The sequence below is a fragment of the Agrobacterium sp. MCAB5 genome, from assembly GCF_052114365.1.
Lineage (GTDB): Bacteria > Pseudomonadota > Alphaproteobacteria > Rhizobiales > Rhizobiaceae > Agrobacterium > Agrobacterium tumefaciens.
Genome location: NZ_JBFREP010000007.1, coordinates 25,486 through 42,593 on the forward strand (window position 1 = coordinate 25,486; position 17,108 = coordinate 42,593).

Sequence of the window (17,108 nt, forward strand, 5' to 3'; positions counted from 1 at the left end):
GATGTTCAACCAGATCCAGTCGTTTATACAAAACCTCGTTGGCCAGCATGCGGATGAATTCAGCCCCGATGATCTGAGGGTCGCGGTGGCCGCCCTCTGTTTTCAGGTGATGGAAGCGGACGGCACGGTCTCCAAAAGCGAGCGTGATCGCCTTCGTGAGATCCTCCACGACTATTATCATCTCGATGCCGGCAAGCTGGACGCGCTTCTTGCCGCCGGCCAGGAGGCAGGCAAGGAAGCGGTAGACTATTATCGCTTCACCACCGATATCCGCCGCCATCTCGATGAAGAGCAGCGCGTGGAGCTTATTGGCATCCTCTGGGATATTGTTTACGCTGACGGCGAACGAAGCGAGATGGAAGATCATGTGATCTGGCGCGTGGCCGATCTACTCGGTGTTTCCGTGCGCGACAGGGTTCTGCAACGTCAGCAGGCCGCCACCAGGTCCGGACCCGCTGAAGAAAGCGAAAACGAAGACGATGCTGTTTGACCCCTCCAGGCAACAGAGAAAACAACCTTCGCTGCTCGTCATCCTGCATCAGGAACGTTCCACGCCGGGCCGCGTCGGCCAGATGCTGGTGGAAAAAGGCTATCGGCTGGATATAAGGCGCCCCGCGCTTGGAGACGATCTGCCGCAAACGCTGCAGAAACATGCGGGCGCCATCATCTTCGGCGGCCCGATGAGCGCCAACGACCCGCATGACTATATCAAAGCCGAAATTGACTGGCTGAAAGTGCCGCTGAAGGAAAACAAACCGTTTCTCGGCATCTGCCTCGGCGCACAAATGCTGTCCAAACATCTGGGTGGTAAGGTAGAGGCCGACCGTGAAGGCAAGGTGGAAATCGGCTGGTATCCGCTTCATGCGACCGAACACGGGCGATTGCTGATGCCGCATTGGCCGAAGATGGTTTATCATTTCCACCGCGAAGGGTTCGATTTGCCGCGGGGAGCGGAGCTTCTGGCATCGGGCGAAACCTATCCCAACCAGGCTTACCGATACGGAAAAAACGCCTGGGGACTGCAGTTTCACGCAGAACTGACCCGCGCGATGATGCACAGCTGGGTGGTGCGTGGCGCACAGCGCTTCGGCATGCCCAATGCACAGGTCGGCAGCCAGCATCTGGAGGGGCGCATGTTGTTCGACACACCGCTCCGGTCCTGGCTTGGCAATTTCCTTGATCTGGTTTTCGAAGGCAAACCGCAGCGCTGAGGCGCGTCAGCGTGGTGCGTCGAGATTATCGATCCTGCGCAGCTTCGAAAAGCCGAGTGCCCAGATGACCGCAACCGCAAGCGTGCCCGCCCCGCCGATGACGACGGCTGGCACGGCCCCGACGACATGGGCCATGGTGCCGGCGCGGAACTCGCCCAGCTCGTTGGACGCCCCGACAAACACCATGTTCACCGCATTCACGCGCCCGCGCACCTCATCCGGCGTCCAGAGCGCAATCAACGTTTCCCGCACATAAACCGACACCATGTCCGATGCGCCCATGACCACCAAAGCGGCAATGGACACCCATGCGGTTTGAGAAAGTCCGAATACCACGGTGGAAATGCCGAAAAACCCGACACCGACGAACATCAGCAGGCCGGCATGGTGGCGGATGGGCCTGAACGCCAGAATGACCGCGACGGTTATGGCGCCGATACCGGGTGCCGCGCGCAGAAGCCCAAGCCCCCAAGGCCCGAGTGTCAGCACTTCCTTGGCAAAAATCGGCATCAGGGCGACAGCGCCGCCGAGCAACACGGCAAAAAGATCGAGCGAGATGGCGCCGAGAACCACTTTTTCCTGCGAGATGAATTTGAACCCGGCCAGCATGGTCTCGAGGCTGATCGCTTTCGCCGGACCCCGTTGCTCCGGTTTGCGGATCGTCACCGCCAGCATAGCGGACACGATGAACAGCACGAGCGCCACGCTATAGGCCACGGAAGCGCCGAGACCATAAAGCAGGCCACCGGCGACAGGGCCAAGAATGGACGCCATCTGCCATGAAGAGGAGTTCCAGGCGATGGCGTTCGGCAAATCCTCGACAGGCACGAGATTGGGAGCCAGCGATTGCACCGCCGGCCCCATGAAAGCCCGCTCTATGCCGAACACGACGAGAATGGCAAAGACTGGCCAGGGAGAAAAGCTGTGTGCCAGCGTCAGGCCAAGCAGAGCCGCCGCGCAACCGGCCGCGATCAGAAGGCATACGGCCATAATGCGCCGGCGATTGTGCCTGTCCGCCACCGTTCCAGTGACAAGGATCAAAAGCAGCGATGGCAGAAACTGGAAAAGACCGATCAAGCCGAGATAAAAGGCATTGCCGGTGACCTCATACATCTGCCAGCCCACGGAAACGCTGACGATCTGGATTGCGAAGGCCGAAAAAAACCGGGCGCTGAAAAAACGGCGATAGGAACTATGCCGGAATGCACCGAAGCGGTTTTCGGCAGAAGGCAGGGACATCGGCTGGGTGCTCTCGAGACAATATGAGAAGTCTGCAATAGAGCGATACGACAAGAATCGCCAGCCCTATAGGCGCAACACTTGCCGGTTCACGAGCGAATGTCTAAATGTCTTGCAATCAAGATACGGAGATATTGATGCTTGCCCTGTTTCAGACCATCGATCTGGCTTTGAACCTCTATACGTGGGTGCTGATCGCCAGCGCCATTTTTTCCTGGCTTTACGCCTTCAACGTCATCAACTCCCGCAACCAGTTCGTGAATGCTATCGGCAGCTTTCTGGTCAACGTCACCGAGCCGGTCCTGCGCCCAATCCGTAGCATTCTGCCTAACCTCGGCGGCATCGATATTTCGCCGATCATCCTGCTGCTGATCATCTTCTTCATCCGCTCCTTCATGTGGAATACGCTCTATCCCATGGTCGCTTGAGCGACCTCTGGCAAAAACACGGCGATCACATACGCCTGTCCGTTCGCCTCACCCCGAACGGGGGACGCGATGCCATTGACGGCGTGGAGCAGGATGCTGACGGAAATGCCCATCTGAAGGCCCGCGTCAGCGCAGTGCCTGAGGGCGGCAAGGCGAACAAGGCCCTGGTCATTTTGCTGGCGAAAAAATTCGGCCTGCCCAAATCGTCCATCACCTTCATTTCAGGTGAAACAGCGCGTAAAAAAATCCTCCGGATCGATACCGACCCGGAGGATTTCGAAAAGCTTTTTAGAAAGCTGGAAGTCTAAGGCAACGGGCTGAAATCAGCCCTGCGTCTTGTAGCGCTCGATGGCTTCGACGATCAGCTTCTTGGCAACGTCGACATCCTGCCAACCGCCCATCTTCACCCACTTGCCGGGCTCCAGATCCTTGTAGTGCTCGAAGAAGTGCTCGATCTGCTTCAGCGTGATTTCCGGCAGGTCGGTGTAGTTGTGGACCTTGTCGTAACGGCGCGTCAGCTTCGGAACCGGAACGGCGAGGATCTTCTCGTCCTTGCCGCCGTCGTCTTCCATGATCATGACGCCGATGGGGCGCACATTGATCACGCAGCCGGGAACCAGCGGGCGGGTATTGCAGATAAGAACGTCGATCGGATCGCCATCGTCGGAAAGCGTGTGCGGCACGAAGCCATAGTTACCCGGATAGGTCATCGGCGTGTAGAGGAAGCGATCGACGATCAGCGCACCGGCGTCCTTGTCCATCTCGTACTTGATCGGCTGGCCGCCAACCGGCACCTCGACAATAACATTCACGTCTTCCGGCGGATTCTTGCCAATGGAAATTGCATCGATACGCATTCGCTTCCCTCATTCGACGGGGTTGGATTTGGTTTTCGATACTGGGAAAGTCGCCGTATTGCAACATGGCTTTAGGCGGATAAGGCAGAATGCCGAATTTGAGGGCATCGGGATTGTGAATGGCCGACCGGAAAAAATGAAACCGGCGTGAAATCACCCGGCTGCGTACTTAGTTCCAGACGAAACCGATCTTGCGCAGCGACCTGCCGCCGAAATCTTCCATGCCCTCGGCGATGTCCCGACCGCCATGCGAACGGAAAAACCGATTGGCGACCTCGCTATCTTCGAGACACCAGACCACAACACCATTGCAGCCGAGCGAGGTCAGCAGCCGGCGAGCTTCCGTGAACAGCAGCGAGCCAAGACCGATGCCCTGATATTCCGGCCGCAGATAAAGCTCGTAGATCTCGCCGTCATGCGGCAGCCCACGCGCACGGCTTAAGCCCAGCGTGGCATAGCCGGCAACCACGCCCTTCACTTCCACCACTAGCATGGTTGCGGAACCCCGGGTCGCCTTCTTCCACCAGATTTCGCCGCGGCGCTCCAGCATCTGCGTCAGCGGTCGGTGCGGGATCAGCCCGGCATAGGCCTGTTGCCATGACAGACGGTGCGCTTCGGCTATTGCGCGCGCATCTTGCGGTTCGGCTCGGCGAACATCTATGGATAACGTTTTCATAACGCGATTCTGGCCCCGACCATGAAAACTTGCCAGCCATAAAGGTTAACGACAGCAAGCTTACCCACAGCCTATTCATGTGGACGACCGAGAAAAATTAACGCATCCTTAACCTTTGACACAAGGGTCTTTCGACTCATGCACAAATAAAACATGCGCATAAAAAAACCCGGCTCGCGGCCGGGTTTTTTCAAATTCTTGACGGGAAGCCGCAATCAAACTGCGAGCTTCGCCTTTTCGAAACGCTTGCGATCGTTGGCGTCGAGGAACATCTTGCGCAGACGGATGGACTTCGGCGTCACTTCCATCAGCTCGTCGTCCTGGATCCAGGAAAGCGCGCGGTCGAGCGTCATGCGGATCGGCGGCGTCAGCTTTACGGCTTCATCCTTGCCAGCGGCGCGGATGTTGGTCAGCTGCTTGCCCTTCAGCACGTTCACTTCGAGATCGTTATCGCGAGAGTGAATGCCAATAATCATGCCGGCATAAACCTTCTCACCCGGCTCGATGATCATCGGGCCACGATCTTCCAGGTTGAACATGGCGTAGGCGACAGCTTCGCCCGAACCGTTCGACAAAAGAACGCCGTTAACGCGACCAGCAATCGCACCCTTGTACGGCTGATAGTCGTGGAACAGACGGTTCATGATCGCCGTGCCGCGCGTGTCGGTCAAAAGTTCCGACTGGTAGCCGATCAGGCCGCGGGTCGGAGCGTAGAACTTCAGACGAACGCGATTACCGCCGGAGGGACGGAGCTCAGCCATTTCAGCCTTGCGCTCGGACATCTTCTGAACGACGACGCCGGAATGCTCTTCATCGACGTCGATCACGACTTCTTCGATCGGCTCCATCATGGCGCCGTTCTCATCCTTGTGCATGACAACGCGCGGACGCGAAACTGCAAGCTCGAAGCCTTCGCGACGCATGGTTTCGATGAGAACTGCCAGCTGCAATTCGCCACGCCCGGAAACGAAGAACGAGTCCTTGCCTTCAGCCTCTTCAATCTTCAGCGCGACGTTGCCTTCGGCTTCCTTGAACAGACGGTCGCGGATGACGCGGCTCGTGACCTTGTCGCCTTCGGTGCCGGCAAGCGGGCTGTCGTTGACGATGAAGGACATGGTAACGGTCGGCGGATCGATCGGCTGTGCGGTCATCGCCTCAGTGACGGAAGGGTCACAGAAGGTATCGGCAACAGTGCCCTTGGAAAGACCAGCGATGGCGACGATGTCACCCGCATGGGCTTCATCGATGGACGTGCGCTCAATGCCGCGGAATGCGAGGATCTTGGAAATACGACCGGTTTCGATCGTCTTGCCGTCCTGGCCAAGTACCTTCACGGCCTGGTTCGGCTTGATCGAACCGGAAGCGATACGGCCGGTGATGATACGGCCGAGGAAGGGGTTGGCTTCGAGGATCGTACCGATCAGACGGAACGGACCTTCTTCAACCGTAGGCTCCGGAACATGCTCCAGAACCAGATCGAGCAACGGTGCAAGACCCTGATCCTTCGGACCTTCTGGGTTGACGTTCATCCAGCCGTCACGGCCGGAACCGTAAAGGATCGGGAAGTCGAGCTGCTCGTCGGTAGCATCGAGGTTTGCGAAAAGGTCGAAAACTTCGTTGATGACCTCTTCATGGCGGCCATCCGGACGGTCGATCTTGTTGATCGCGACGATCGGGCGAAGACCAACCTTCAGCGCCTTGCTGACGACGAACTTCGTCTGCGGCATCGGGCCTTCGGAACTATCGACCAGAACGATCGCGCCATCCACCATCGACAGGATACGCTCAACTTCGCCGCCGAAATCGGCGTGGCCGGGGGTGTCGACGATGTTGATGCGAACACCCTTCCACTCCACCGAAGTCGCCTTGGCAAGAATGGTGATGCCGCGTTCCTTTTCGAGATCGTTGCTATCCATCACGCGTTCCGCAACGCGCTGGTTGTCGCGGAACGAGCCGGACTGCTTCAGAAGCTCGTCAACGAGCGTCGTTTTTCCATGGTCAACGTGCGCGATAATCGCGATGTTGCGAATTGCCATTGTTCAAAATCTCTGAGGTTGGGCGCTACCGTCGTGAGATGCGCCAATTTAGTTTGGCGCGCTCATAACCTTTTTTTTGCAAATGCGAAAGGGGGGCATTGTCATATGCCCCCTGCGCTCAGGTTCTAGCTCAAGAATATGACAGTCTTTTATACGAGGCCGCGCTTCAAAAGCATGGCATCGGGACTTGGCATCTTGCCGCGAAAAGCGAGATAGGCCTCCTCCGGATCGATCGAGCCACCGACTGAATAGATATTCTCTTTCAGCTTGCGCGCCATTTCACCATCGAAGGCGTTGCCGGTCTCCTCGAAGGCAGAAAACGCGTCGGCGTCCAGCACCTCCGACCACATGTAGGAATAATAACCGGCCGAATAACCGTCACCGGAAAACACATGCTGGAAATGTGGCGTCGCATGCCGCATGACGATGGACTTCGGCATGTTCAGGGCGGAAAGCACCTCACCTTGTACGACCATGGGATCGCCGACGCTGTCACGGGTATGGAACGCCATGTCGACGATAGCCGAAGAAGTGAATTCCACCGTGCTGAAACCGGCATTGAAGGTCTGTGCTGCCAGAACCTTGTCCAGCAGCGCCTTTGGCATCGGTGCCCCGGTTTCATAATGCAGGGCATATTTCTCCAGAATTTCCGGCACGGTCAGCCAGTGTTCGTAAAGCTGCGACGGCAACTCGACGAAATCGCGCGACACACCCGTTCCGGAAACTGAAGGATAGGTGACATCAGATAACATGCCGTGCAGGGCGTGGCCGAATTCGTGAAACAGCGTGCGCGCATCATCGAGCGAAAGCAGCGCAGGCTTTCCCTCTGCCGGTTTTGCAAAATTGCAGACATTGTAGATGATCGGTATTTCACCGACAGTGCCGTTCTTCAAAGACAGCTTGTGCTGCGACTGGAACGAACTCATCCACGCGCCGGAACGCTTGGACGGGCGGGCGAAATAATCGCCGAGGAACATGGCCTTCAGGTCGCCCTTGTCGTCGCGGATTTCAAAAACCCGCACATCGGGATGATAGGCGGCGACACCCTTGATCTCGACGGCACGAATTGCAAAGAGCCGGTTGGCCACATCGAAACACGCATCGATGATCTTTTCCAATTGCAGATACGGCTTCAATTCAGTCTCGGAGAAGCTGAATTTCTGTGCCCGCAGCTTTTCGGCGTAATGGCGCCAGTCCCAGGGCATCATCTCGTGGTTCTTGCCCTCCGCGGCGATGATGGCGGCAAGTTCAGCCTCCTCCTCACCTGCGCGCAGCACGGCCTTTTCCCAGACCTGGCCCAGAAGACCGTTCACGGCATCCGGCGTTTTTGCCATCGTGTCGTCCAGCTTGTAGGCAGCAAAATTCCTGTAGCCGAGAAGCTGTGCCTTTTCCTCACGCAGTTCCAGCGTACGGCGGACGGTCGCGCGGTTGTCGGTATCGCCACCATTTTCGCCGCGAGCCACCCAGGCCTTGAAGGCTTGCTCACGCAAATCGCGGCGTTCGGAGAAGGTCAGGAATGGCTCGATGATGGAGCGGGAAAGGGTAACGGCAAATTTGCCGTCTTCGCCATGTTCGCGCGCGGCGCCTGCCATGGCATCACGCAGAAAACCGGGAATGCCGGAAAGCTCGTCATCGGTGGAGAGCAAAAGTTTCCAGCTCTTTTCATCCGCCAGAACATTCTGCCCGAATTTGGCACCGAGACCGGCAAGCTCTTCATTGATGGCCGCCAGACGCTCCTGACGGTCCTTCTGCAACTTTGCGCCGGAGCGCACGAAACCCTTCCAGTGCCGTTCGAGAACGCGTTTTTCCTCGCCGGTCAGGGACAGCGCATCGCGCGTTTCCCACAGCGTGTCGATGCGTCTGAACAGCGCCTCGTTCATGCCGATCTTGGAATAGTGCCGTGACATTTTCGGCGCGATTTCCCGCTCCAGTGCCTGAATGACACTGTTGGTGTGGGCACCCGCCTTGTTCCAGAACAGCGCCGAAATGCGCGAGAGTTCGTCGCCGGCGATTTCAAGCGCGGTCACGGTGTTTTCGAAGGTCGGCGCCTGCGGATTGGAGGCAATCGCATCGATTTCCTGTTCATGGGACAAAAGGGCGGCTTCAAAGGCCGGAGCAAAATCCTCGTCCTTGACCGCATCGAATTTCGGCAGACCGTTCTGACCGTTCCAGGTAACGAGTGCGGGATAGGGCGCGGTCGTGGATGGCATTTCATCTTCCTTGTACAATTCCGGTTTACGCCCATATGGGCATGCCTCCACCGCCAATTCAATATGCCGGAATTTGGTGTGGAAGACATGATCGTCAACACCGCCAAGTATTGACCGGCATGACGATGGCATGTTTTGATTTCTCGCAATAATATCCCATGATGGAGTTATGTATTATGGAGATTTATTCTTTAAGGTCTGCCAATAGTTTCCTTTTCAGGGACAATCCCAAAAACAGCAGACCCGTGGGAAGCCCCGATTTCGGCAAGGCAGCCCCATCCGACGCGGCCACCGGCTTTGAAGAAACGATAGACCGCATCGATTTCACCAGTGTCAGCCCCCGGCAATTGCGGGAAATCGCGCAGGCATATTACGATACCGGAAAAATCAGCCACGATACCTGGCTTGAGCTTTCGTCCGAACTTCCGGCACAGACGCTGAATGCCAATGGCGAGGTGATTGACATTGCCGACGTGACCGACGACACGGATTTCGACTTCGTGACGTATTTTTCTGACCGGATCGAGATTGCCCGTTCCATTGGCACGACGGATGAAGTGAAAAAAATGCAGGACGTATTGTCTTTTTTTGCTTCGACGTGACGATGACAGGCAATGTTGTTGGACGTCCCGCAATCAAACTGACGAATACTTTACGCAATTTTCGATAATATGATTTATGCGCCATTGCTTATCGTCCGAAACTTAGTAAGGCTGACTTACCAAAAGGCGAAGCATGGGCACACGCGAAAAAGATTCATTGGCATTTTTGCTGAACAGCGGCGCACGCCTGCTGAACAGTGCATTTGAGCGCCGTATCTCGGAAGCCGGACTGGGCCTTACCCCCGGCGAAGCAAGAGCATTGCTGACAGTTGCGGTTATCGATGGCAGCAAACAGGCTGACATCGCCGCGCGTCTCGGCATCGAACCCATGACGATCTGCGCCTATCTCGACAAGTTGCAGTCACTTAATCTGATAGAACGCCAGCAGGACCCGCAGGACAGGCGTTCCAAACGTATCGTCCTGACGAAAACCTCCGCCGACATGCTGGAAGCTGTCGGTCATGAAATCGACCAGCTCGTTCTTCAGGCCACACAGGGACTGAACGAAGAGGAAGTCGCGCTTTTCCGTAGCTTCCTGCAGACGCTTCGCAACAATCTGCAACCGGAACAGCAGGGCCAGAACGGCTGATCGCAATGTCGAAAACGATCATGTCCAGAAAACGCACGGCTTTGCTCGGAGCATTGCTGACAGCGCTGGCGCCCATTTCCATGTCGATTTACACGCCGGCTATGCCGGAACTGACACGGGTTTTCGCAACCAGCGACTCCGCCATAAAACTCAGCCTGTCGCTCTATTTTGCCGGTTTTGCCTTAGCCCAATTGCTTGCCGGGCCGGCATCCGATGCCTTCGGGCGGCGCAAGGCGAGCCTCGTCTTCCTGTCGATCTTTCTGGGCGGTGGTGTGCTCGCCCTCTTGGCCCCAACCATCGAAGTGCTTCTGTTCGCGCGCCTCGTTCAGGGCATCGGCGCTTCCGTTGGCATGACTGTTGCGCGCGCCGTGGTGCGCGATCAGTTCACCGGCCCGGAAGCCTCCAGCATCATGAACCTCATCGGCATCATGCTGGCAATCGGCCCTGCGATGGGGCCGACGATCGGTGGTCTGTCACTTGCGGCTTTTGGCTGGCAATCGGTGTTTTTCCTCATGGCCGGTCTCGGAGCTATCGCCATCCTTTCGGTGGTGCTTTTTCTGCGTGAAACGACGGTGCCTGACAAAACCAGGATCCGACCCCGACACCTTCTGTCGGCCTATGGCACATTGCTGAAGCAGCCACGTTTTCTTCTGGCCGCCCTTGTGCTCGGCGGCTCCATCGGCGCACTTTATGCGCAAGCCACCATGCTGACCTTCATCCTCATCAACGAAGTCGGCATGTCCCCCACGGCCTTCGGTGTCGGCATGCTGATGCAAACAGGCGCCTATTTCTTCGGTTCGATTGCGTTGCGTTACATTGCGCCGAGACTGGGCGACCGGCGTTCCGTCGTGCTTGGCCTTTGTTTTTCCGGCACGGGCGGTCTTCTCATCATACTGTCGGTTTTCCTCGTGCCGCCATCCTTCCTCTCCATCATGGGACCCGTCGCAGTGGCGACGGTCGGGATCGCGCTGTTGACGCCTTCGATGGTCACGGCGGCCCTCGCCCCCTTCCCGCATATCGCCGGCTCGGCATCGGCCATGATGGGTTTCATCCAGATGGGATCTGGCTTTGCGGGTGGGGCAATGGCCTCGCTCATAGGTTCCCCGCTGACCAGCTTCGGCATCATCATTCCGGTGATGGAATTCGTGGCCGTTGCCAGCTACATCGGCTTTCGCGCCGTTTCCAGAAGAGAGACATGAAAAAACCCGCAGGCGTTGCCACCTGCGGGTTTTTCCAATTCATGCTTCAGCAGAATTACTTGCCGAGATTACGCTTCGCAAGGGTGCGCAGGCGCAGGGCATTGAGCTTGATGAAGCCAGCTGCGTCTTTCTGGTCGTAAGCACCGTGGTCGTCCTCGAACGTCACCAGCGCGTCGGAATAGAGCGACTTCGCGCTCTCGCGGCCGGTCACCATGACATTGCCCTTGTAGAGCTTCAGCGTCACTTCGCCTTCCACATGCTCCTGGCTCTTGTCGATCAGGGCCTGCAGCATCTCGCGCTCGGGCGAGAACCAGAAGCCGTAATAGATGAGTTCGGCGTAACGCGGCATCAGATCGTCCTTCAGATGCGCGGCACCCCGGTCGAGCGTGATGGATTCGATCGCACGATGCGCAGCCAGCAGGATGGTGCCGCCGGGCGTTTCGTAGACGCCACGCGACTTCATGCCGACGAAGCGGTTCTCGACCAGATCGAGACGGCCGATGCCGTTTTCGCGACCATAATTGTTGAGCGTTGCCAGAAGCGTGGCAGGCGACATTTCCACACCGTTGATGGAGCAGGCATCACCCTTGCGGAAACCGACCTTGATAACGGTTGCCTTGTCAGGCGCCGCTTCCGGGGAAATGGTGCGCATGTGCACATATTCCGGGGCTTCCTTAGCCGGGTCTTCCAGAACCTTGCCCTCGGACGAGGAGTGCAGCAGGTTGGCGTCGACGGAGAACGGCGCTTCGCCCTTCTTGTCCTTGGCCACGGGAATCTGGTTCTTTTCGGCAAATTCCAGAAGGTCGGTCCGGCTCTTGAAAGTCCAATCGCGCCATGGAGCGATGATCTTGATATCCGGGTTCAGCGCATAGGCCGAAAGCTCGAAACGGACCTGGTCGTTGCCCTTGCCGGTGGCGCCATGCGCAATGGCATCGGCACCGGTCTTCTTGGCGATCTCGATCAGGTGCTTGGAAATCAGCGGGCGGGCGATGGAGGTACCGAGCAGATAGACACCTTCATAAACGGCGTTGGCACGGAACATCGGAAAAACGAAATCACGCACGAACTCTTCGCGGACGTCCTCGACGAAGATTTCCTTGATGCCCAGCAACTCGGCCTTCTTGCGCGCCGGCTCAAGCTCTTCGCCCTGGCCGAGATCGGCGGTGAAGGTCACGACCTCAGCGCCGAGTTCCGTCTGAAGCCACTTCAGGATGATCGAGGTGTCGAGGCCGCCGGAATAGGCGAGAACGACTTTCTTAACGTCTTTCGGGAGTGCCATTATGATGTCCATCTGCATGATGACGGCATCGGGGTACCGCCATTTCCTTGGGATTTCGGCACTTTTACAGTGCAACCCGAAAACTGTGAAGCGATTTTCGGAAAAGATGCCCGACAAAACAACGAATAGGACGAAAGGGCAATAGGCATTTGCGAAAGGTCAGATCCCCGCAACAGCGCGTCATGACTGGAACGAACGAATTGTCACATGCATTATGCGATTTCGCGCTTTAACATGAAGCGGCGCGATCAACTTGAAGACCGTGAATGAAGCCACTCAGGGTTCAGGCAACGTTGCAAACGGCTGGAAACAGCACAAAACGACGCGAAAGGAAAACCTATGACGACCATCCACCCCGCATTCAAGGAAGATAATGTCGCCGTCATCACCGGCGCGGCCTCCGGTATCGGACTTGCCGCGGCCCGGAAATTTGCCGGTTTCGGCATGAGCGTCGTCCTCGTCGATCTCGACGGTGACAGGCTTGCCGCAGCGCATGCTGATATTCTGACCATCGCAAAGGACGGCGAAGCACAGATCGTCGCAATACCGACCGACGTGTCGAAACTCGATGAGCTTGAGGCGCTGGAACGCGCTGTCATCCAGCGTTTCGGGCGGGTTCATGTGTTGATGAACAATGCCGGCATCCAGCCGGGCAGCGCCATCTTCGGGGCTCAGGCCAACTGGGAAAAAGTCATCAACGTCAACCTGATGGGTGTCGTGAACGGCAGCCGGGTGTTTGGGCAGGGCATGGTCGCTCATGGCGAGGCCGCGCTCATCATCAATACCGGTTCGAAACAGGGCATCACCACCCCGCCGGGCGATCCGGCCTATAATGTCTCGAAGGCCGGCGTCAAAGCCTTCACGGAAGCGCTACAGCACGAGCTGCGCAATATTCCGAACAGCGCGGTTTCCGCCCATCTCCTGATCCCGGGCTTCGTCTTCACCGGCCTCACGGCAAATGGCAGGACGGAAAAACCAGCAGGAGCCTGGACCGGCGAGCAGACCGTTGATTTCATGATCGAGAGCATCGCCAGGGGCGATTTCTACATTCTCTGCCCGGATGGCGAAGTGGATCGCCCGACGGATGAGAAACGCATTCTGTGGGCAGCTCAAGACATCGTCCAAAATCGTCCGCCACTGTCGCGCTGGCACACCGAATATTCCGCCGCCTTCACCAGCTTCCTCAAAAACTGATCGCCCGACGCCGCCGCACTTTGAAAGTTGCGGCGGCTATCCACTTTTGATCATCCCCGGTTTTCGTACCAATGTCCCGGCGCGCAAAAACATTGGCAGAAACGCGAATTCGCGTTAAGCAACGGCAGTCTCCAGCTTTACGGGTGCCGCGATGGATTTCGTTCCGAGCCTGCCAACACTTGCCGCCTTCACCGTCGCCATCCTGCTTCTGGCGGTAACGCCCGGGCCTGACATGACGCTATGGATCAGCCGGTCAATACGCGAGGGCCGGGCAGCGGGTTTCATGACCCTAGTGGGCACCAATCTCGGTATTACCGTGCATACGATGCTGGTTGCCTTCGGCGTCGCGGCCCTCATCGTCGCATCGCCGACAGCCTTCCTCATCCTGAAGACCGGCGGGGCCGCCTATCTTGTCTGGCTCGCCATTCAGGCGATCCGCAAGGGCTCGGATTTCGTGATGATCAAGACCACGGGCGAAAAACAGCAATCTTCACTGAAATCCGCCTTGCTGAACGGTATTTGGGTCAATCTGCTCAATCCAAAGGTCATCATCTTTTTCATGACCTTCCTGCCGCAATTCGTCAGCGCATCCGATCCGCATGTAACCGGCAAGCTTATTTTCCTCGGGCTCTGGTCAATCATCGTGGCGCTGCCGATCGGCATCGGAATCGTCGTTGCCGCCGATGTGCTGTCGGCCTGGCTCCAGCGCAACAAGAAGGTTCTGCGCGGGCTGGATTATACGATCGCCGGTGTATTTTCGCTTTTCGCCGTCAAGATTTTCCTCACCCAGACGCGATGACGCACAAATAAAAAAGGCGCCCGCAGGCGCCTTTCGGATAACTCATCAGCCGATCAATAGCTCATCGTCATCAAGCGTCTGGCCGCGTATCTTGCGGAACATGTCGATAAGATCTTCGACCTGAAGACCCTTGCGGCTTTCGCCGGACACATCGAGCACGATCTCACCGGCGTGCAGCATGATCGTGCGGTCGCCATAGTCCAGCGCCTGACGCATGGAATGGGTAACCATCAGCGTCGTCAGCTTGCGCTCGGAAACCACCTTGCGGGTCAGCTCCATCACGAACTCCGCCATGCCGGGATCGAGTGCTGCCGTATGTTCGTCAAGCAGCAACACGTCCGAACCGGAAAGCGTTGCCATGACAAGCGAGACCGCCTGCCTTTGCCCGCCGGACAACAGATCCATGCGGTCCTTCAAACGATTTTCCAGACCGAGATTGAGCGAAGCGATACGCTCCCTGAAGAAATCCCGCCTGCCGCGCCCAAGCGCCGGCAATAAGCCGCGACGCTCTCCGCGAGACGCCGCAAGCGCAAGGTTCTCCTCAATTGTGAGCGCGCCACAGCTGCCAGCCAGTGGGTCCTGAAACACGCGCGCCACCCGCCCAGCCCGGCTGGCGGTCGTTTTGCGTGTGACATCGGCGCCACCAACCATCACCTTTCCGGCCGTCGGCAGGACATCGCCCGCGAGAACGCCGAGAAGCGTGGATTTGCCGGCACCGTTGGAGCCGATCACGGTAACGAAGGAACCATCCTCGATGGTAAGATCGATCTTGGCCAGCGCCTGCTTTTGCAGCGGTGTGCCACGCCCGAAGATGACCTGAATGTCGGAAAGGGAAATCACGATGTTGCTCCCCCGCGGCGCAGTCGAGGCAGGATCAATGCAATGGCTACCAATACCGCCGTAACGAAATTGAGATCGGAGGCCTTGAGACCCAGCACATCGCTCGACAAAGCGAGCTGGATGGCAAGGCGGTAGGCGATGGAGCCGAAAACACAGCCGATGAGCGCAATCAGAATGCCCCGCGAGCCAAACAGCGTTTCGCCGATGATGACGGCAGCAAGCCCGACGACGATGGTGCCGACACCGGCAGTCACATCGGCAAAGCCATTGGTCTGCGCAAAAAGCGCGCCGCCGAGCGCGACCAGTGCATTCGAAAGCGCCATGCCAAGATAGATCTGGTTGCCGGTCTTCACCCCTTGGGCGCGCGCCATCCGCGCATTCGCGCCCGTCGCCCGCATGGCAAGGCCCGCGTCGCTCTCAAGGAAACGCCAGACGAGAATGACAGCGAGCAATACCAGAACGCCGATAAAGAGTGGCCGCACGAGATATTCGGAAAGACCGAGACCGTAGAACGGCGAGATCATCGTATCCTGATTGAGTAGCGCCACATTCGGTTTTCCCATCACCCGGAGATTCACCGAAAACAGCGCGATCATCGTAAGGATCGACGCAAGCAGGTTGAGTATCTTAAACCGAACGTTGAGCGTGGCCGTAACGATGCCAGCACCGGCGCCGGCAACCATCGCAATCGCGGTCGCGACCCAGGCATTGAGGCCGGCGATGATCATCACGGCCGCAACGGCTGCGCCGAGCGGAAAGGAACCGTCAACGGTCAGATCAGGAAAATCAAGTACCCGGAAAGCGAGATAGACGCCGATCGCCACGAAGGCGAAGACCAGTCCCAGTTCCACGGCACCCCAGAAAGCGATTTGGCTCACGGTAATGTCCTTGTTATTGCCGCCGCGTCGGCGGATACGGGCACCATTGCGTGCCGCGCAAAACGGGCGGCGAGTGACCGCCGCCCGAAGTCCGGTTTAGTCGATGACCTTGGTGGCGCGCTTCGTCACGCTTTCGGGGAAGGTGACGCCAGCTTTTTCAGCAGCCTTCTTGTTGATCACCAGATCGGTGCCGACGGCAACGGTTGCCGGAATGTCGCCGGGCTTCTCACCCTTAAGAATGCGAACAACGACAGCGCCGGTCTGCTTGCCAACGTCGAAATAATTGAAGCCGAGAGCCGCAACCGCACCGCGCGCAACGGAATCCGTATCGGCGGCATAAAGCGGAATTTTCGCCTCACTCGCAACGCCAGCTGCCGCCTCGAAAGCGGAAACGATGGTATTGTCGGTCGGCACGTAGATCACGTCGGCCTTGCCGACCAGTGCGCGCGTCGCGCCCTGCACTTCGGCGGATTTTGTGGCGACAGATTCAACGACCTTCAGGCCGGCCTTTTCGGCCTCAGCCTTCAGCGCTGCAAGCGTCGAGACGGAGTTGGCCTCGGCGGAGTTGTAGATAAAGCCGATGGACTTGGCGTTGGGCGAAATTTCCTTGATCAGCGCCAGGTGCTCAGCAACCGGCAGCATGTCGGAAAGTCCGGTCACGTTGCGGCCGGGCTTTTGCATGTCCTTGACGAGCTGTGCGCCAACCGGATCGGAAACAGCCGTGAAGACAACCGGAATGTCGCGCGTCGCCGCAACGACAGCCTGGGCGGACGGTGTAGAGATCGGCACAATGACATTGGGGGCTTCGCCCACGAACTGACGCGCAATCTGCGCTGCGGTGCCTGGATTACCCTGCGCGGACTCGTAGAGGAACTTGAGGTTCTCGCCTTCCTTGTAACCGGCTTCGGCAAGCGCTGCCTTGACGCCGTCACGTGCGGCGTCGAGCGCCGGATGTTCGACAATGGCGGTGACGGCAACGGTGACGTTTTCAGCCTTGGCTGGCAGAACGAGGGCGCTCGCGGCTGCGAGCGCCAGAATGAATGCACGCATAGGTATCCTCCAGTTGGTTTC

The 17,108-nt window shown here is 57.8% G+C and carries 18 protein-coding genes; 9 read left to right on the forward strand and 9 right to left on the reverse strand.

The annotated features are described in order from the left end of the window. The first annotated feature begins 1 nt into the window (after position 1). The gene (locus AB4Z23_RS16520) at positions 2-490 is read left to right on the forward strand and encodes a TerB family tellurite resistance protein (RefSeq protein WP_003516699.1); all 489 of its coding nucleotides are present in this window, start codon (positions 2-4) and stop codon (positions 488-490) included. Next, entirely contained in the window at positions 480-1,211 is a 732-nt protein-coding gene (locus AB4Z23_RS16525; protein WP_065688676.1) for a glutamine amidotransferase, read from the forward strand. The genes AB4Z23_RS16520 and AB4Z23_RS16525 overlap by 11 nt, the downstream gene beginning before the upstream one ends. 6 nt (positions 1,212-1,217) lie before the next feature. Here AB4Z23_RS16525 and AB4Z23_RS16530 read toward each other — a convergent pair whose 3' ends face one another. Further along, positions 1,218-2,450 (reverse strand): MFS transporter, encoded by a 1,233-nt coding sequence (locus AB4Z23_RS16530; RefSeq protein WP_003516689.1) that lies wholly within the window; start codon positions 2,448-2,450, stop codon positions 1,218-1,220. A gap of 137 nt (positions 2,451-2,587) precedes the next feature. Between AB4Z23_RS16530 and AB4Z23_RS16535 the strand changes: the two genes are divergently transcribed. Continuing rightward, complete coding sequence (locus AB4Z23_RS16535; protein ID WP_003516688.1) at positions 2,588-2,878, forward strand: YggT family protein; 291 nt, start codon at positions 2,588-2,590, stop codon at positions 2,876-2,878. Continuing rightward, entirely contained in the window at positions 2,875-3,186 is a 312-nt protein-coding gene (locus AB4Z23_RS16540) for a DUF167 domain-containing protein (RefSeq protein ID WP_025594563.1), read from the forward strand. Before AB4Z23_RS16535 ends, AB4Z23_RS16540 begins: the two co-directional genes overlap by 4 nt. A gap of 15 nt (positions 3,187-3,201) precedes the next feature. Here the strand turns inward: AB4Z23_RS16540 and ppa are convergent, their stop codons facing one another. The 4 genes from ppa to AB4Z23_RS16560 form a co-directional block, all read right to left on the reverse strand. Continuing rightward, positions 3,202-3,735 (reverse strand): inorganic diphosphatase, encoded by a 534-nt coding sequence (gene ppa, locus AB4Z23_RS16545; protein ID WP_003516686.1) that lies wholly within the window; start codon positions 3,733-3,735, stop codon positions 3,202-3,204. Between the two features lie 169 nt (positions 3,736-3,904). Then, on the reverse strand, positions 3,905-4,411 hold the full coding sequence (locus AB4Z23_RS16550) for a GNAT family N-acetyltransferase (RefSeq protein ID WP_003516685.1): 507 nt from the start codon (positions 4,409-4,411) through the stop codon (positions 3,905-3,907). Positions 4,412-4,626: 215 nt separating this feature from the next. Next, positions 4,627-6,447: a translational GTPase TypA gene (typA, locus tag AB4Z23_RS16555; RefSeq protein ID WP_003516684.1), complete on the reverse strand. Its 1,821-nt coding sequence runs from the start codon at positions 6,445-6,447 to the stop codon at positions 4,627-4,629. A 149-nt stretch (positions 6,448-6,596) separates the two neighbouring features. After that, positions 6,597-8,657, reverse strand: a complete 2,061-nt coding sequence (locus AB4Z23_RS16560) for a M3 family metallopeptidase (RefSeq protein ID WP_441360352.1) — start codon at positions 8,655-8,657, stop codon at positions 6,597-6,599. A 176-nt stretch (positions 8,658-8,833) separates the two neighbouring features. On the opposite strand from AB4Z23_RS16560, the gene AB4Z23_RS16565 reads away from it, so the two are divergent. The 3 genes from AB4Z23_RS16565 to AB4Z23_RS16575 all read left to right on the forward strand — a co-directional run bounded on the left by AB4Z23_RS16565 (position 8,834) and on the right by AB4Z23_RS16575 (position 11,047). Beyond that, positions 8,834-9,259, forward strand: a complete 426-nt coding sequence (locus AB4Z23_RS16565) for a hypothetical protein (RefSeq protein WP_065659939.1) — start codon at positions 8,834-8,836, stop codon at positions 9,257-9,259. A 133-nt stretch (positions 9,260-9,392) separates the two neighbouring features. Further along, positions 9,393-9,848 carry a MarR family winged helix-turn-helix transcriptional regulator gene (locus AB4Z23_RS16570; protein WP_003516681.1) on the forward strand — a complete coding sequence of 152 codons (456 nt, stop codon included), beginning with the start codon at positions 9,393-9,395 and terminating at the stop codon, positions 9,846-9,848. Positions 9,849-9,868: 20 nt separating this feature from the next. After that, the gene (locus AB4Z23_RS16575) at positions 9,869-11,047 is read left to right on the forward strand and encodes a multidrug effflux MFS transporter (RefSeq protein WP_421476992.1); all 1,179 of its coding nucleotides are present in this window, start codon (positions 9,869-9,871) and stop codon (positions 11,045-11,047) included. Between the two features lie 55 nt (positions 11,048-11,102). Here the strand turns inward: AB4Z23_RS16575 and AB4Z23_RS16580 are convergent, their stop codons facing one another. Continuing rightward, positions 11,103-12,326, reverse strand: coding sequence for an argininosuccinate synthase (locus AB4Z23_RS16580; RefSeq protein ID WP_003516677.1), 1,224 nt, complete (start codon positions 12,324-12,326; stop codon positions 11,103-11,105). 339 nt (positions 12,327-12,665) lie between these two features. Here AB4Z23_RS16580 and AB4Z23_RS16585 point away from each other — a divergent pair, with 339 nt between their 5' ends. Then, the gene (locus tag AB4Z23_RS16585; protein ID WP_003516675.1) at positions 12,666-13,520 is read left to right on the forward strand and encodes an SDR family NAD(P)-dependent oxidoreductase; all 855 of its coding nucleotides are present in this window, start codon (positions 12,666-12,668) and stop codon (positions 13,518-13,520) included. Positions 13,521-13,671: 151 nt separating this feature from the next. Continuing rightward, on the forward strand, positions 13,672-14,319 hold the full coding sequence (locus tag AB4Z23_RS16590; RefSeq protein WP_421476990.1) for a LysE family translocator: 648 nt from the start codon (positions 13,672-13,674) through the stop codon (positions 14,317-14,319). Positions 14,320-14,364: 45 nt separating this feature from the next. On the opposite strand, the gene AB4Z23_RS16595 is transcribed toward AB4Z23_RS16590, so the two are convergent. From AB4Z23_RS16595 to AB4Z23_RS16605, 3 genes are all read right to left on the reverse strand, one after another. Next, positions 14,365-15,159 (reverse strand): ABC transporter ATP-binding protein, encoded by a 795-nt coding sequence (locus AB4Z23_RS16595; protein ID WP_019566037.1) that lies wholly within the window; start codon positions 15,157-15,159, stop codon positions 14,365-14,367. Beyond that, on the reverse strand, positions 15,156-16,037 hold the full coding sequence (locus AB4Z23_RS16600) for an ABC transporter permease (protein ID WP_003516669.1): 882 nt from the start codon (positions 16,035-16,037) through the stop codon (positions 15,156-15,158). Before AB4Z23_RS16600 ends, AB4Z23_RS16595 begins: the two co-directional genes overlap by 4 nt. 96 nt (positions 16,038-16,133) lie before the next feature. Continuing rightward, a complete protein-coding gene (locus tag AB4Z23_RS16605; RefSeq protein WP_003516666.1) occupies positions 16,134-17,087 on the reverse strand; it encodes an ABC transporter substrate-binding protein in 954 nt (317 codons plus the stop codon). Between the last annotated feature and the right edge of the window lie 21 nt (positions 17,088-17,108).

Bases quoted from the DNA above. Each gene is read 5' to 3' on its own strand.
- AB4Z23_RS16590 (WP_421476990.1), top strand. From the start codon at position 13,672: ATGGATTTCGTTCCGAGCCTGCCAACACTTGCCGCCTTCACCGTCGCC.
- AB4Z23_RS16570 (WP_003516681.1), top strand. From the start codon at position 9,393: ATGGGCACACGCGAAAAAGATTCATTGGCATTTTTGCTGAACAGCGGC.
- AB4Z23_RS16575 (WP_421476992.1), top strand. From the start codon at position 9,869: ATGTCCAGAAAACGCACGGCTTTGCTCGGAGCATTGCTGACAGCGCTG.
- AB4Z23_RS16525 (WP_065688676.1), top strand. From the start codon at position 480: ATGCTGTTTGACCCCTCCAGGCAACAGAGAAAACAACCTTCGCTGCTC.
- AB4Z23_RS16520 (WP_003516699.1), top strand. From the start codon at position 2: ATGTTCAACCAGATCCAGTCGTTTATACAAAACCTCGTTGGCCAGCAT.
- AB4Z23_RS16550 (WP_003516685.1), bottom strand. From the start codon at position 4,411: ATGAAAACGTTATCCATAGATGTTCGCCGAGCCGAACCGCAAGATGCG.
- AB4Z23_RS16605 (WP_003516666.1), bottom strand. From the start codon at position 17,087: ATGCGTGCATTCATTCTGGCGCTCGCAGCCGCGAGCGCCCTCGTTCTG.
- AB4Z23_RS16560 (WP_441360352.1), bottom strand. From the start codon at position 8,657: ATGCCATCCACGACCGCGCCCTATCCCGCACTCGTTACCTGGAACGGT.
- AB4Z23_RS16530 (WP_003516689.1), bottom strand. From the start codon at position 2,450: ATGTCCCTGCCTTCTGCCGAAAACCGCTTCGGTGCATTCCGGCATAGT.
- AB4Z23_RS16565 (WP_065659939.1), top strand. From the start codon at position 8,834: ATGGAGATTTATTCTTTAAGGTCTGCCAATAGTTTCCTTTTCAGGGAC.
- ppa (WP_003516686.1), bottom strand. From the start codon at position 3,735: ATGCGTATCGATGCAATTTCCATTGGCAAGAATCCGCCGGAAGACGTG.
- AB4Z23_RS16585 (WP_003516675.1), top strand. From the start codon at position 12,666: ATGACGACCATCCACCCCGCATTCAAGGAAGATAATGTCGCCGTCATC.
- typA (WP_003516684.1), bottom strand. From the start codon at position 6,447: ATGGCAATTCGCAACATCGCGATTATCGCGCACGTTGACCATGGAAAA.
- AB4Z23_RS16580 (WP_003516677.1), bottom strand. From the start codon at position 12,326: ATGGCACTCCCGAAAGACGTTAAGAAAGTCGTTCTCGCCTATTCCGGC.
- AB4Z23_RS16535 (WP_003516688.1), top strand. From the start codon at position 2,588: ATGCTTGCCCTGTTTCAGACCATCGATCTGGCTTTGAACCTCTATACG.